Below are 16,124 nucleotides of genomic sequence, written 5' to 3'. Positions count from 1 at the left end.
CCCGATTATGAAATACCACATTCTCCTCTTCGCCCTGCTGCTGGGCACCTTCTCTCTTCTTCACGCCCAGTTCCCGGGTGGCGGACCCGGCGGACCCGGCGGCCCCGGAGGACCGCCATCGGCCATGACGGGCCGCGTCTACGGCAAGGTGGTCGACGAAACGGGCGCCGGCGTCGGCTACGCCACGGTACAGGTAGAGGGTAAGGTCATGGACCCCGCCACCCAGGCCCTCCGCGACACTATTTACGCCGGTCAGTTCACCGCCGACAACGGCGATTTCAATTTCGAGCAGGTATCCGCCCGCGGCCCGCTGGAAGTGGTGGTATCCTTCCTGGGCTACGCCGAGATTCGCCAGCCCTTCGACTTCAGCGGCGGACCGACGAAGGACCTCGGCAACCTGTCACTGGCCACCGCCGCCAGCACGCTCACCGAGGTGACGGTGACGGCGGAGGCCTCGCTGTCGACCCTGTCGCTCGACCGCAAATCCTACCGCGTGGACAAGGACCTCAGCACCGCTGGCGGAACCGCCGTGGACGCGCTGAAGAACGTTCCCTCCCTGTCCGTCGACCTTGACGGCAACGTCAGTCTGCGCAACGGCGCGCCCCAGGTCTTCATCGACGGACGGCCATCGACGCTGACGCTCGAACAGATCCCCGCCACCTCGATCGAGAGCGTGGAGGTCATCACGAACCCCTCCGCGAAATTCGACGCGGGCGGTGGCGCGGCGGGCATCGTCAATATCGTGCTCAAAAAGGACCAGCAGATCGGCTACAACGGCAACGTGCGCGTCGGCGGCGACAGCCAGGGTGGCTATAACCTCGGCGGCGACATCAACGCCCGCGGGGGCAAGGTGAATGTTTTCGGATCCGGCATGCTGATGAGCCGCCAGGGCACTACGGTGGGCACCACCTTCCGCGAGACCTTTACCGAACCCGGCCCTACCCGCATCACCCAGCAAACCGAATCCGATATGAGCGGCACCTTCGGTAACGTCCGCGCCGGTCTCGATTACTTCCTCGACAACCGCAACACCCTTACGCTCAGCGGGAGCTATATGAACGGTACCTTCCGCCCGACCGATTACCTGACCAATACGACCACCTACGGGAACGGAGGCACCGGCGAATCCTCCGGTTACGAGCGCTTCAGCGACCAGGATCGCAACTTTCAGAACGTCGGCGCCTCCCTGCAATTCAAGCACCTCTTCCCGCGGCAGGGCGCCGAGTGGACGGCCGACGCCAACTACAACCAGGTGCGATTCGACGGCAACAGCCTTTACCGCAGCTTCTACGACAGCGGCGACATCAGCCAGCAACGGCAGGAAAGCACGGGCAGCGGCAGCTTCCTGACCCTGCAGTCCGACTTTATCGCTCCCATCGACGATAAGACCAAGCTGGAGGGCGGCATCAAGGCCACCCTGCGCAGCAACAGCAACGACCAGGCCACCTTCGTCAACTACGGGGAGGGCGAAGACTGGACCCAGATCATCCAGCTGTCGGATCGCTTCGCCTTTCAGGACAACGTTTTCGCCGGCTACCTCCAGACCGGCCGGGAGTTTGGCGACTGGGGCTTGCAAGTCGGGCTGCGCGCCGAAAGCTCCTTCTACGAGGGCACGCTGACCGGGCAGGATTCCTCCTTCCGGATCGACTACCCCATCAGCCTGTTCCCGAGCGCCTTCCTGACCCGGAAGCTGAATGAGACCGACCAGGTACAACTGGCCTACACCCGACGCATTAACCGGCCGAATTTTTTCCAGACGATGCCCTTCACCGACTTCTCCGACTCCCTGAATCTGCGCCGCGGGAATCCCCAGCTGCTGCCCGAGTTTACCAATTCGCTGGAGCTGTCGTACCAGAATATCTTCCCCAGCGGCAATAACCTGCTGGTCTCGGTCTACTACAAGCAGGCCACCGACCTGATCGCTGCCTACCAGATCACCGAATTTAACGAGCAGCTCGGGCAGAACGCCATCGTCACCAGCTACGCCAACACAAACAGCGCCACGGCCTACGGCGCCGAAGTGACCCTCAAGAACAACCTCTTCGGCTGGCTGGACCTCACGTCCAACCTGAACGTGTACCAGTCGGTAGTGGACGCCGGCAACCTCGAATCCGGACTGGAGGTCAGCCGGCTGAGCGGCTTCCTCAAGGAGACGGTCCAGATCCGGCTGCCGAAAGACTTCGCCCTCCAACTTAACGGAGAGTACCGCACCCGGGCATCTTTCACGCCAACTACCAACAACGATGCCTTCGGGGGTGGGGGTAACGGCCCCAGCCAGAATACCGCCCAGGGCTACACCCAACCGATCTGGTTCGTCGATGCTTCCCTCCGCAAAAACCTGTGGAACAATGCCGCCGCGGTGACCCTGAGCATCCAGGATATTTTCGGCTCGCGCGAATTCGGCAGCTACACCCTAACGGATTTCTTCAGCCAGGAAACTTCCCGCCTGCAGAATCCGCAGCTGCTCCGCCTTAACTTCTCCTACCGATTCGGTAAGATGGACGCTTCCCTCTTCCAGCGGAAGAATACCAACAGTTCCTCCCAGGGCAGCGATATGCTGGGTGGATAATCGACCGAAGCCCCCTAAACGCGACATGGCCACTCCCGGGCGGGGGTGGCCATGTCGCGTTTAGGGGGGGAAGGGACGTTACTTCCGGACCGAGGTGTGCCCGTCCATCGTATGATCCAGGTCCAGGGAAGATGCGGGCTCCTTCTTGAAGGACTTGGCCGCCTGGTCGCCAATGGGTCCCTTACCGATCGTGATACCCCCGTCGACCATATACAGGGCACCGGTCACGTAGCTGGCCTCGTCGGAGGCGAGGAAGAGATAGACATTCGCGATCTCCTCTACGGAACCGCGACGGCCCATCAGATTGGCCTGGTTGTTCATCTTTTCCATCTGCTTATCCATCGGTCCCGTTTCCTTATGGGTCCAGGCCGTATCGATGGGGCCGGGGCCCACGATATTCACCCGCACGCCGTTGGCCGCCTGCTCGCCGGCCAGTCCTTTGGCGAAGGCGATGATGAAGCCTTTGGTTCCGCCGTATGGGGCATTCTGGGGTACGCCCAGTACGCCGGCTTCCGATCCGGCGAAGACGATGTTCCCTTGCGTTTTCTGTAACTCCGGCAGGGCGGCTTTCGACATGGCAAAGGCCGTGCGGATGTTATTCTTGACCATGTAGTCGAAGCCTTCTTCGGTGAAGTCCTCGAGCATATTCGTCTCGACGAAGGTGCCGGCGTTGTTGATCAGGATATCCACGCGGCCGTACTCGTTCGTGGCGATCTTCACGCAGTCCTTGGCTGCCTGTAGCTTGGACAGGTCTCCCTTATACGGCAGGGCCGCTCCCCCGTTGGCGCGTATATCGGCGGCTACGTCATCAACGGGGTCTTCCGGCAGTCCGGCTACGATGACCCGGGCTCCTTCGCGGGCGAATAATTTACTGATGGCTTCGCCGATACCGGCACCGCCACCGGTTACGATGGCTACTTTATTGGCTAGTCTGTTGTTCATGATCAAATCCTTTGGTTATGACCATTTTACGGATGCCGGTTGCCCGGGGTTCGACCTTTACCTTTCTTTTGGAGGCACGCTGTTAGGCAGGCCCGTCAAGCGTTCCGTAGCGGGCTGCTTTCCCTGCCCGGTCAAAGCAACCGAACGAGGAGTATTCCAGTAGTTATTCCTCGAGCTTATCCTTCAGATTAGCCAGATTCTTGTCGATGTCGCGGGCCAGCATCCGCCTGATGAAGAAGGAGAAGAGGCTCATGGGGAAAGCTATTTCCCCGCTAAAATCCCAGGTGACGCGCGTATGCTCGTGGGGCAGGCTTAGGAAATGGACGTTGGAGTAGTTTGTGGCCCGCATGGGGCGCTCAAAGCGCAATTCGTAGCTGATGCGCTCCCGGCCCAGGATCTCGGTGATCTCCTGGCTGCCTGCCCCTACTTTCCGGACCTGGCTATCCCAGCTGTGTACGTAACCGACCTGGCCATCCTCCCCCGTGGAAGTGACCTCCATGTCCGGATCGGCCATTTGCCAGATGCTGAAGTGGCGGTGGTTGTCGATAAAGCGGACGTAATTGAATACGTCACCGACGGGTCGGTCGATCTCTACGGACCGTTCCAAGAACATCGTTTTGCCCATTATGTGGTAGTGCTTATAGCGTGAGTGGAGAAGCCCCGAATGGGCTACGCCCCCCGCTAACTTAAGTCCTTAGCGCCTCACTAACAAATTGTACCCGGACATCCCACGGCTAATTCAGCACGCCCTGAGCGACCTTCTCCCCGTAGCGTTCGATGTAGACGTCGATGATGGATGCCAGTTTGCGATAATCCGTGATGCGGTAGTAGGTCAGGTCGATGCTGTCCTCCTCACCGGCCGCTCCTTCCAGTACGAGGACCTGCTCGTGCTCGTAGAGCCGGTAGCTGCGGAAATCATGCCAGTAGCTGACGCGCAATTCGGGTACGCGCAGGACCACGCCCGCGTCACTGAACTCGATCGCGGCTCCCCGGAACGGCAGGTGGCGGTACATGCGGAAGTCACGACTGGGGAAAAAAACCAGCACCATCAGGATCAGCCCGAAATAGGGCTGGGGCAACTGAAGGAAGCTGGTCATGGCGACCGCCAGCACGAGGACCCGGCTACCCAAGGAGAATAGCAGGCTCAGCCGGCGGAGCTTATAGCCGTACTTCCGAGGAGTATCGAAGCCGAAAAACGCCCGTTCCAGCTCGCGCAAATCGGCGTTACGCTCCATGACCTCCCGGATGCGGCGGTCCTGGTCGCCGGTCCGCACTTCCAATTCTTCGGCGGGATGCCCGTTGGGCCAGATCAGCAGAAATCGTTCGGCCAGTTGCTCCAAGCGTAACCAATCGATGTCGTCCAGCGACCCGAAACTTCGGATCCGCCAGCGGGTCACCGCCCAGCCCCAATAGCGCCAGGCAACCCAGTAGCCGGCCAGCAGGGCGGTAACGATGGCCGTACCCGTCCACCACCAGCCATAAGGGATAAGCAGAAAATAGGCCAGCACGGGCGGGCCCAGCCAAAATACCAGTGCGGGAAGGGTGATGTAGAGGTGCCCGAGCAGCACGAAGCCGAGCAGCCGCTTTTGAGAAGCCATACGATCTATACGTCCGCGCGGCAGCCCTTAATACCTATGGCATCCCCTTTAACGAAGGTTGCCGAGGGGGGATAAACATCGGATGTCCCCGCAGCAACGCTGCGGTAGACATCCGATGCCCAATACCCCTTATCCAGAGGAGATGAGCACCAAAAACAACCTAAAATGAGCGTATCTACCGTTAATTTCTGATAAATAAGAAAATTTTGGAAATCAAAAACCTGCCACATCCGATGCCTGAAATTTTGGCAGGACTGACACATCCGATGTTTAAGATAAAAGACGCCGGTCCCCGTAACGGAGATCGCTTTCACGGCATCTGGGAGCATGCAAGCTGCCCAGTCCTTCGATCTCGCTACCCCCATTACGGATATACGAAACGGCATCATCGGCCGCACTCGCCGGCTGTTTACGCACCGTCACCCCGCGGGCATCTCCCTGCTTTACGCTGACTGGACCGCCAGCGGGCGTGCCTACGGCCCCATAGAGACCACGCTACGGAAATCGGTCCTGCCGCTGATGGCCAACACCCACACCGACACCAATGCCACCGGCAGCGCAATGACCCATGCCTACGGGGAAGCCCGGCGCCTCATCCGCCGCCATGTAAACGCAGCCGCGGAAGACGTGCTCATCTGCACCGGATCGGGGATGACGGCCGCCGTCAATAAGCTGCAACGCCTCATCGGCTGCAAACAGGATTTCTCGCAACGGCCAGGTGAGCGGCCCATCGTCTTCATCACCCATATGGAGCACCACTCCAACCACACCAGCTGGCTGGAGACGGGCGCGGAGGTTGTGCTGGTGGAATGCAGCGATACCGGTCTGGTGTGCGCCCACCAGTTTGCCCGGGCCGTCGCCAGCTATCCCGGCCACCGACCGAAGTACGCGGCCATCACGGCGTGCTCCAACGTAACGGGGATCGAGAGCCCCTACTACGATATTGCCGAGGTAATGCACGCCGCCGGCGGGTACTGCTTTGTCGATTTTGCCTGCTCGGCACCCTACGTGAACGTAGACATGCACCCCGCCGAACGGCCCGACGCCCATCTGGATGCGATCTACTTCAGTCCCCACAAATTCCTGGGCGGACCGGGCAGTTGCGGCGTGCTCGTCGTCAATGAGTCCTTGCTCGCCTCTTCCGTGCCCGATCACCCCGGCGGCGGAACCGTCACCTGGACGACTCCCTGGGGGCAGCATCGCTACGCTGCCGACGCGGAGACCCGCGAAGACGGCGGCACGCCGGCTATCCTGCAGACCATCCGCGTGGCACTCGCCATCCGGCTTAAGGAACGAATGGGCACCGAATGGATGCGTCGTCGGGAAAATCACCTAATGGGCTTGCTCTGGGAAGGCCTGGACCGGATCCCCGAAGTAACCGTCCTGGCCGGCGACCACCGCGAGCGGCTGGGCATCATCTCCTTCAACATCGCCGGATTGCACCACAACCTGGCCGTCAAGATGCTCAACGACTATTACGGCGTGCAGGTGAGGGGGGGATGCTCCTGCGCCGGCACCTACGGTCACCATCTGCTGTCCATCGACCAGGACAGTTCCTCCCAGCTGCTCGAGCGCATCGACCGACAGCTGCCCGTGCTTCGTCCGGGTTGGATCCGCCTAAGCATCCACCCGACGATGTCGGAGGCGGAGATGCATTACCTGGTCCGTGCCGTACGGGGCGTAAGCAAGAACTATGCGAAATGGAAGGCTTCGTACGCCTGTTGCCCCGATACCGGTACGGTCCGCTGCGTGGATCCGACGTACGACCGGGCCCTGATGGGAGAGATAGCCAGCATTTTTTCCTGATATGAATTCGGTTTTTACCTGCGCTCCGCCGCCCCGCTACGCCATGAAGCAGAGGACCACCATAGACAGGGGCAGTTCGGGGTTGGCTTTGAAGAAGTCCCGCAGGAAACTGCTGGCGCGCGAAAGTTGCACCCGAACGGTACTCTCGGAAAGTTCCAGTTTGCTGGCGATCTGCCGGTTCGAGAGGCCGGCTTTATACCGCATGCGAAAAATCTCCTGCTGGCGGCCGGGTAGGCGGTCGATGGCCGATTCGGCGATGCGCAGGTAATCCTGGTACACCAGCTCGGACTCGACGTTGGCATCGGCCGTAGCAGCCTGTAGTGCCCGGTACTGATCGTGCTGCCGGCTTTTGCGAGCCTCCCGCTTCAGGTAGTTCCAGGCGTAATCGCGAGTGATTTTAAAGAGCAGGGGATGAATCGGTTGTTGGGGATCGATGATCTCCCGTTTTTCCCACAGGCGCACGAAGACATCGGAAGTAATTTCTTCCGCCGCCGTGGATGATCCCAGCAGCTTCAGGCAGAAACCATAGACTTTTGCATGATCCTGGTCGTAAATCCACCTGAAACTACGCAGGTCACCGGCTCGCAAGCGTGCGAGATGTGCTTCCTGGCTATTCGCTCTCACGATTTTTTGTTTCCTGTACGTGCAAGTAAGGTATTTTTTTTAAAAAAACCGGCCCCCGTGTAAACAAACGGCCTCCGGAATTGGGAGGTCAATTTACAAGTTCCAAACATAGAACAATGTTGAGCGCACGGGAAGAGGAGTTGTTAAAAAGATTGCACACTGGCGAGTGCACCGAAGAAGAATTGGATCAGGTCTTCGCCATGGTGTCTCAGCTACCGGAAAGCCGCGCCCACCGGGTGCTGGAATCCCTGTGGCAGTACAGTAACTACCGGCAGCGGATGCCCCCCGCCGCCTACGACGCTATCCTCGCCCGTATGGACACCGCTCCTTCGCGGAAGGGACTATTCACCAGTAAGCAAAAATCGTACGCCCCCTGGCTGGCGGCGGCGGCCGTCCTGCTCCTCCTGGTCGCCGGAGGCATTGCGTTCCTGAACGGAACAAACGAGCTGATAACCACCACCACGGGCTTTGCCGAACAGAAAAGCGTGCGGCTACCGGATGGCTCGGTCGTGCGCCTCAACGCGAATAGCCGCCTGAGTTATGCCCCCGATTGGGATGAGGTGGAAGACCGCATCGTTAACCTAAGGGGCGAAGCCTACTTCAAGGTACGTCCGAATCCGGCCACGGGCCAGAAATTCCTGGTGGCCACGCCGGATCTGACCGTCGCCGTGTTGGGGACGGTCTTCAACGTCAACAGCCGGGAAGAGGAGACCAGCGTCTACCTGGAAGAGGGAGCCATCGCGCTACAGCTGGTGGCCGGCGAGCGCACCGAGAAGACCATGGCACCCGGTGAGCTGGTGACGTATTCCGCCCGGCAAAAACAATTAGTGGCCGGGGAGAAGCCGGCCAAACCCGAGGTACATACGAGCTGGAAGGACGGCGTGCTCGTCTTTGAAAATACCCCCCTGCGCAAGGTGCTGGACAAGATCGAGAACATCTACGGCGTGACCCTGGAAGTGGCGGACACCTCCATTTACGGGCGAAAGATTACCGCGGGCCTGCCGATGGAGGAGATCAGCATCGTCATGCCCCTGCTCGAACAGGTGCTGGGCTACCCGATCGAAGGGGAAGCGGGCCGCTACCGAATTGAGGAATGAACGACACGAGTCGATCGAAATAGCCAGGACAACCGGTGAGAGGGTCGCCCTGGCGCTTACTAGTAATAAAAATGCAAAAAATGAGATTTAGGACTATTTACCAATTGTCCGGGTTGCTGCTAGCGGTGCTGCTGGCCGTACATCCGGCCCACGCCACCCCAACGGGCACCAATGGCATTTCCGCCCCCAAGATAATCGATCAACGACAGTTGATCGACGTCATCAAGGAAATGGAGGAGCGTTATCAGGTCTTCTTCACCTACGAGCGCGCCCTGTTAGAGGATGTCGAAGTACACTTTGAATTTCGGGCGGAAGAATCCCTCGAGGAGGCCGTTGCCCGGCTGCTTACCGAAACCGGTTTTATCCACCGGACCTTCGGGGAAAAGTATTTGGTCATTTACCGGGATAACAAAGCCGGCCGGATCGGGGCCCGCAAACTCGGTAAGGCCATCAAGCAACTGCAGCGGGTGGAGAACGAAACGCAGATCAGCGTGCAGCGAACCACCGAAGACCCGACCCGCCAATTCCAGCGGGTGGCCCGGGGCATCGCCGCGGCGAAGCAAGCGCTGGCGGTCTCCGGCCGGGTGACCAGCAATACCGGGGAAACGCTGATCGGTGCCACCGTGCTGGTCAAGGGAACCTCCACCGGCACGGTCACGGACATCGACGGTGATTACGCCTTGGCCGACATCGGGGAAAACGATACGCTGATATTTTCCTCTATCGGTTTCCTCACGGCGGAGATCCCGGTCAACGGCCGGACGACCATCGACGTCCAACTGCAGGAGAACGTGGCGGCCCTCGACGAGATCGTGGTCGTCGGTTACGGTACGCAGCGAAAATCGGACATCACGGGATCGGTGGCCTCCGTGCCGCAGGACCGGCTGGAAAATCTTCCCGTCACGAACGTGCTCCAGGCCATCCAGGGCACGACGGCCGGATTGCAGGTATCCCAGGCGTCTTCCGTACCCGGCTCGGAAGCGAATATTCGGGTCCGTGGCATCAATTCCATCAACGCGAACACGAGCCCCTTCATCGTACTCGACGGGGCGCCCTTCTTCGGCACCACGAACGACATCAACGCCAACGATATCGAATCCATCGAGATCCTGAAAGATGCCTCCGCGGTGGCGATCTACGGTACGCGGGGGGCCAACGGCGTCATTCTCATTACCACCAAACGGGGAAAGACCGGCAAACCCCAGATCGGCTACTCCGGATACGTGGCGGCCGAAAGTATGGTGAACTCCCTCGAATTCCTCGGCCCGGACGCCTACGTGCAGAAGTACGCCGATTACGTCGAGGCATTCGGGTTGGACCTGGACCGGCCCCTGCCCAACCAGTCCGAAATCGAAAATTATGAGGCGGGGATTACCACCGATTGGCTGGACCAAGCGACCAAGACCGGTATTCTGCAGGAGCACAATCTCAGCATCAGCGGCGGCACGGACGACGTGCAATACTACGTGACCGGCGGACGGCTCGACCAGAACGGCGTCGTGGAAGGCTACCAGTACGAACGGACGAGCGTCCGCACCAACCTGGACGCTACGCTGACCGACTGGTTACGCGCCGGCACCTCCCTGTCCTTTACTAACAACAACTACGACGGCGGCCGCGCCAACTTCCTGGAGGCCACCGCCATGAGCCCCTACGGCCAGCTCTATAACGAGGAGGGCGGTTATGAGATCTTCCCGATGGACCCGGAACTGCTTTTCGCCAATCCCCTCCTGGGCCTGACCACCGACCGCGTCCGCCGCCGGAACAACCTTATCGGGGGCGGTTACCTGGAACTCAGTCCCGGATTCCTGCCGGGCCTCTCTTACCGCCTCAACGGTAACTATACCCTCGAACTGACCCGGGACTCCGGGTATACCGGCCGCGCGGCGAATGACCAGGTAGGATCGGCCTACTCCAATAACGGGCAGACCGACAACTGGGTACTGGAAAACATCCTGTCCTACAATCGCGAATTCGGTGCCAGCACCCTCGGCATTACGGCCCTGTACAGCGCGCAGGAGTCGAAGTACTTCTGGTTTACGGCCGACGCCAACACCTTTGTCAACGATCAGCTGTCGTTCTACGACCTGGCCGCGGCGGAGAACCAGACCACCGACTCCCGGGCCAACAGCCAGTCGCTGCTCTCGCAGATGCTGCGCGTGAACTACGGCTACGACAGCCGTTACCTGCTGACGCTGACCGCGCGGCGCGACGGCTACTCCGCCTTCGGCGCCAATACCGATAAGTACGGCCTTTTCCCCTCCGTAGCCCTCGGCTGGAACGTGAGCAACGAGGACTTCATGAGCGGCGTCAGCTGGTTGGATAACCTGAAGCTGCGCTTCAGCTACGGCAAGTCGGGCAACCAGGCCATCGACCCGAACCAAACGGCCACCACCGCCTACCCCGTCCGGTACCCCTTCGGGGGCGTAAGCCGCGTCGGCATCCTCGCCAGCAACCTCGGCAACGCCAACCTGAACTGGGAGACCACTACCTCGGCGAACTTCGGCGTGGACTTCAGCCTCTGGCAGGGCCGGGTCAGCGGTAGCCTGGATCTCTACCAGTCCCGGACCACGGACATCCTCCTGCGCCGGAGCCTGCCCATCATTACGGGCTCCAGCGATGTCTGGGACAACCTGGGCGTACTGGACAACCAGGGGATCGAATTCACCGTCAACAGTGTAAACCTCCGCGCCGGTAAATTCCGCTGGGAGTCGAGCTTCAACATCGCGTCCAACCGCAACGAGCTCGTGGAACTCTACGGCGACGGGCTGGACGACATCGGCAACAGCTGGTTCCTCGGAGAGCCCCTGGGATCCATCTACACCTACCGCTACATCGGCGTCTGGCAGGAGGGCGAAGACCCCTCGGAAAGTAACCCCGGCGCGCGGCCCGGCGACCTCAAGTTCGAGGACATCAACGGCGACGGCCTGCTCAATCCCGACGACCGGGTACTCATCGGCAACTCCCAGCCCGACTGGTACGGCGGATTGACCAATACCTTCCACTACGGCGACTTTCACCTCAGCGTATTCCTGCAGACGAGCCAGGGCGGCCTGCGCTATAACCCCGACCAGTACTACGGCGACGAGGTCGGGCGCCGGAATATCCCCACCTCCTACCAGTACTGGACCCCGGACAACCCGATCAACGACTGGCCGTCACTCCGCGTCCAGAGCCGCCTCGGTTCGTGGAACTACCGCGACCCCAGCTACGTACGCCTCAAAGACGTACGCCTGAGCTACGCCGTCCCCTCGCCGGTCCTGAACCGGTTAGGCATGCAGGCCCTCACCATCTACGTGGCCGGCCGCAACCTCTACACCTGGACCGACTGGATCGGCTGGGACCCCGAGGTCGACTTCAGCTCCCGCGGCAGCGGTACCTGGACCAACAACTACCCGTTCGTCCGCACTTACTCCTTCGGTGTCAACCTGACACTCTAAAAATTAGCGCATCATGTATTTGAAAAATATCCATATACAGGCTTTGGCCTGCCTTTTCCTATTGACCGTTTTTTCCTGCGAGAAGGAGTTTCTGAACGAGGAGGTCCTGGACGTGTACGCTCCCGAGACCCTGACCGACGAGCCGGGCTTCGAAGCCTCCCTCATCGGACTATACAATCACATGAGTACCCTCTACACCCACAGCGGCCCCCAGGGCTGGCCGTCGGTGTGGCAGGTGGGCACGGACATTACCTGGCCGACGCAGCCGCAGGGTATCGAAACGCCCTATTACGACTACAACCAGCTGACCGCCGATAGCGAGGCCGCTGCCTACACCTGGAGCTGGGCCTACAGGATGATCAACAACACGAACATCATCATCCAGAACATCGAGTCGGAGGGCGTGACCGGTATTGCCGAGGAGCGCCGCAACGTGATCAACGCCGAGGCTCGCTTCTTCCGCGGCCTGGCCTACCACACCCTCGCCACGGCCTTCGGCGGCGTCCCCCTGCTGACCGAACCGCTGACCGGGCCCCGTACGGACTTCTTCCGCGCCTCGCTCGAGGAGATCAACGACCTGATCGAAGCCGACCTCCTGTTTGCCGCGGACCAGTTGCCGCTCATCACCGACCGGACGAACGAGTATTCCCGTGCCAACCGCCATATGGCCAATCACCTGCTGTCGGAATTCTATCTCCGTACGGGCGACAACGCCGCCGCGGAAGCCCAGGCCGATATGGTCATTGAAAGCGGCCTCTTCAGCTTGGTCAGCGAGCGCTACGGCGTCAAGGCCGGCGAAGCCGGCACGCCCTTCGCGGATATGTTCTACTACGGCAACCAGCGCCGCAGCCAGGGCAATACCGAAGGCATCTGGGTACTCGAGGCCGAAAACCCGCGCGATGTCGTCGGCGGTCAGACGAATAACCCACAGCAGCGCCGGGTGTGGGGCGCCAGCTACCACCAGAAATTCGGCATGGTCATCGCCGACTCCCTCGGCGGTCGCGGCATTGCCCGCATGCGACTAAATAACTACGTCCTGTACAACCTCTACCCGGAGGGAGACATGCGCAACAGCCGCCACAGCATCCACCGGCAATTCTACTATAACGATCCGGAAATCGACAGCCTGTACGGCCAGCCCGTCCCCTACGAGGGCCCCGACACGGTGTACATCATCCCCCCGTATACCCTGAAGTGGGGGCACTTCGATCCGCAGGACCTGTTCGGCTTCGGCATGTGGAAGGACTTCATCTTGATGCGTCTCGGGGAGACCTACCTCTTCCGCGCCGAGGCGGAGTTCAGGCAGGGCAAGCTGGAGGAGGCGGCCGAAACTATCAACATCCTGCGCGAACGGGCGAATGCACCACTAGTGGAAGCCGCGGACATCGACCTGGACTTTATCCTCGACGAACGCATCCGCGAACTGCTGGCCGAGGAAAACCGGCGCTTCACCCTGATGCGTACGGGCACACTGGTCGACCGGGCCTACGCACACAACGGCACCAACCCCATCGAACAGTACCAGCTACGGGGGCTGACCGAGACGCATCTGTTGCTGCCCATCCCCCAACGCGAGATCGACCTGAACAAGGACGCGGAACTGATCCAAAATCCCGGTTACCAGTAATTACTGGTTACTGATCGAAGGGCCTCGGGCCCGACTAGTGATGTATAGCGGATCGGGGGCGCAGTAATGGTGCTCCCGATCTTTTTTAAGTTGGCCCTTCCGGCAACGACCCCGTGAACTCTTCCCTTTCGAAATTGCTATTTTCCTGGCAATACACTGTTATGAAATTATACTCTACGATTGCGCTTTTCACGCTGTTCTGTTGCTTCGGCTGCTCCACCTCCGTGGACACCTTCTCCGAACGCCACGACGGCGAATACGCCGCCTACCTCTTCACCTACTTCACCGGAAATGGCCCCGGAGCCGAAGCCGTCCACTACGCCGTGAGCACCGACGGTTACACCTTCTATGCCCTGAACGGCGACGAACCCATCCTGGATAGCAAGGAAATCAGCTCCACGGGCGGCGTTCGCGATCCGCACATTCTCCGGAGCCCGGACGACGAGTCCTTCCGTATGGTCGTCACCGATATGGTATCGGCCAACGGCTGGGATTCCAATCGCGCGATGGTGCTGCTGAAGTCCGACAACCTGATGGACTGGACCTCCAGCGTGGTCAACATCCAGGACCGCTTCGACGGGCAGGACAGCCTGCTGCGCGTCTGGGCGCCACAAACGATTTACGATCCGACCGAGGAAAAATATATGGTGTACTGGTCCATGAAGCACGGCCAGCAGGGCGCGGATATCATCTACTACGCTTACGCCAACGACGACTTCACCGACCTGGCCACCAAACCCCAGCAGCTGCTCGAAACGCCCGACGGCGGGGCGGCCATCGACGGCGATATCGTCTTCCACGACGGCACCTACCACCTGTTCTTCAAAACGGAAGACCGGGGGAAGGGCCTGAAGATCGCTACCTCCAACAGCCTCACCGGGCCCTATACCGTCGGCGACAAATTTATCCAACAGACCACCTTCCCCGTGGAGGGTAGCGGGGTCTTCCAATTGATCGACAGCGACGACTACATCCTCATGTACGATATGTACACCAAGGGGGAATACCAATTTACCCGGTCTTCGGACCTGGAAAACTTCACGGTCATCGACGAGGACGTCCGCATGAACTTCCATCCCCGCCACGGCACCGTTATTCCCATTACGCCTACGGAGCTGGATCGCCTGCTTTCCCGCTACGGGCGGCCCGACGACCTCATCAGCCAGGTCCGCAACCCGGCCATCAAGCGTAATAACATTCGCCTCGATACGCAGTCCGGTAGGCTACAACTGCCCGTCCTGCCCGGCACGGACCGCACGGCTTTCGATCCGCAGTTTTCGGACTGGGCGGGGCTCGGACTGGCTCCTTCCGGCCCCCAGGACTTCAGGGAAGGCCCGGTTACCTACACCGTCGCCATGGAAGGACAGGAACCGCGGCGGTATGACGTGACGGTCGACAAAGTCAGTAACCCCGTCCTGCCGGGCTACTACGCCGATCCGGACGTCCTCTATTCCCAAAACACCGGCAAGTACTACCTCTACCCCACTTCCGACGGCTTCAACGGCTGGTCGGGCACCTACTTCAAGGCCTTCTCCTCTCCCGACCTGGTCACCTGGTCCGACGAGGGCGTCATTCTGGACCTGGAAAAAGACGTCAGTTGGGCCAACCGTAACGCCTGGGCGCCCTGCATCCTGGAAGCCGAGGTAGACGGCGCGTGGAAGTATTTCTACTACTTCACCGCCGAACAGAAGATCGGCGTGGCCACGAGTGACTCCCCAACCGGTCCCTTCGTGGACAGCGGACAGCCCCTGATCGACGGTCCGCCCTCCGGCATCAACCGCGGGCAGGAAATTGACCCCGAAGTGTTCACCGATCCCCAATCCGGAAAGACCTACTTCTACTGGGGCAACGGGTACCTGGCCACCGCGGAGATGAACGACGACTACACGAGCCTGAAGGAAAATACCCTGCTGGTGATCACCCCCGACGATACCTTCCGCGAGGGGGTCACCGTCTTCTTCCGCGATGGAACGTATTATTTCCTCTGGAGCGAAAACGATACCCGCGACCCGTCGTACCGCGTCCGCTACGCTACGGCATCGACGCCGCTGGGCCCGCTCACCATTCCCGAAGACAATCTGGTTATCCAGCTGGACGAAGACAAGGAGATCTACGGTACCGGTCACAATTCAGTCCTCCAAATCCCGGACCGCGACGAGTGGTATCTGGTCTACCACCGCTTTACCTACCCCAATGGTATCGGGATGGGACGCGAAGCGGGTTTTCACCGGGAGGTCGCCATCGACCAGCTGGAATTTGACGCGGACGGGTCCATCCGGCCCGTCACGCCGACCCACGAAGGCATCGGACCGGTTGAAATGAGTCGATAGCCCCCAAAAGCAGGGCGGCGGGGCGCAGGTAAAAGCCGGCCCCAAATATGCCGGGCACATCCCCACCCTCACTCCATTATTAAACTTCCGC

Annotated in this window: 10 protein-coding genes; 6 read left to right on the top strand and 4 right to left on the bottom strand. The window is 60.3% G+C overall.

Translation table 11 applies throughout. The features are described 5' to 3' along the window. Window positions 1-7: 7 nt before the first annotated feature. The gene (locus DRW39_RS15380) at window positions 8-2,569 is read left to right on the top strand and encodes an outer membrane beta-barrel family protein (RefSeq protein WP_116107954.1); all 2,562 of its coding nucleotides are present in this window, start codon (window positions 8-10) and stop codon (window positions 2,567-2,569) included. Between the two features lie 78 nt (window positions 2,570-2,647). Here the strand turns inward: DRW39_RS15380 and DRW39_RS15375 are convergent, their stop codons facing one another. The 3 genes from DRW39_RS15375 to DRW39_RS15365 form a co-directional block, all read right to left on the bottom strand. Further along, window positions 2,648-3,511 carry an SDR family NAD(P)-dependent oxidoreductase gene (locus DRW39_RS15375; RefSeq protein WP_116107953.1) on the bottom strand — a complete coding sequence of 288 codons (864 nt, stop codon included), beginning with the start codon at window positions 3,509-3,511 and terminating at the stop codon, window positions 2,648-2,650. Window positions 3,512-3,674: 163 nt separating this feature from the next. Next, window positions 3,675-4,118 carry an SRPBCC family protein gene (locus tag DRW39_RS15370; protein WP_157976152.1) on the bottom strand — a complete coding sequence of 148 codons (444 nt, stop codon included), beginning with the start codon at window positions 4,116-4,118 and terminating at the stop codon, window positions 3,675-3,677. A gap of 127 nt (window positions 4,119-4,245) precedes the next feature. Beyond that, complete coding sequence (locus DRW39_RS15365) at window positions 4,246-5,109, bottom strand: hypothetical protein (protein WP_116107951.1); 864 nt, start codon at window positions 5,107-5,109, stop codon at window positions 4,246-4,248. Between the two features lie 327 nt (window positions 5,110-5,436). Between DRW39_RS15365 and DRW39_RS15360 the strand changes: the two genes are divergently transcribed. Then, window positions 5,437-6,915: an aminotransferase class V-fold PLP-dependent enzyme gene (locus tag DRW39_RS15360; protein ID WP_116107950.1), complete on the top strand. Its 1,479-nt coding sequence runs from the start codon at window positions 5,437-5,439 to the stop codon at window positions 6,913-6,915. 36 nt (window positions 6,916-6,951) lie between these two features. Here the strand turns inward: DRW39_RS15360 and DRW39_RS15355 are convergent, their stop codons facing one another. After that, on the bottom strand, window positions 6,952-7,539 hold the full coding sequence (locus DRW39_RS15355) for an RNA polymerase sigma-70 factor (RefSeq protein ID WP_157976151.1): 588 nt from the start codon (window positions 7,537-7,539) through the stop codon (window positions 6,952-6,954). 116 nt (window positions 7,540-7,655) lie between these two features. On the opposite strand from DRW39_RS15355, the gene DRW39_RS15350 reads away from it, so the two are divergent. The 4 genes from DRW39_RS15350 (at window position 7,656) to DRW39_RS15335 (ending at window position 16,033) form a co-directional block, all read left to right on the top strand. Continuing rightward, the gene (locus DRW39_RS15350; protein ID WP_116107948.1) at window positions 7,656-8,636 is read left to right on the top strand and encodes a FecR family protein; all 981 of its coding nucleotides are present in this window, start codon (window positions 7,656-7,658) and stop codon (window positions 8,634-8,636) included. An 80-nt stretch (window positions 8,637-8,716) separates the two neighbouring features. Next, entirely contained in the window at window positions 8,717-12,076 is a 3,360-nt protein-coding gene (locus DRW39_RS15345) for a SusC/RagA family TonB-linked outer membrane protein (protein ID WP_198664909.1), read from the top strand. A 13-nt stretch (window positions 12,077-12,089) separates the two neighbouring features. Then, window positions 12,090-13,703 carry a RagB/SusD family nutrient uptake outer membrane protein gene (locus DRW39_RS15340; protein WP_116107947.1) on the top strand — a complete coding sequence of 538 codons (1,614 nt, stop codon included), beginning with the start codon at window positions 12,090-12,092 and terminating at the stop codon, window positions 13,701-13,703. A gap of 161 nt (window positions 13,704-13,864) precedes the next feature. After that, entirely contained in the window at window positions 13,865-16,033 is a 2,169-nt protein-coding gene (locus tag DRW39_RS15335; RefSeq protein WP_116107946.1) for a family 43 glycosylhydrolase, read from the top strand. The last annotated feature ends 91 nt before the right edge of the window (window positions 16,034-16,124 follow it).

The sequence above is a fragment of the Lewinella sp. IMCC34191 genome (assembly GCF_003390935.1).
Lineage (GTDB): Bacteria > Bacteroidota > Bacteroidia > Chitinophagales > Saprospiraceae > Neolewinella.
Note: the sequence above shows the minus strand (reverse complement) of the source record. Positions and strands in the feature narration are given on the sequence as shown.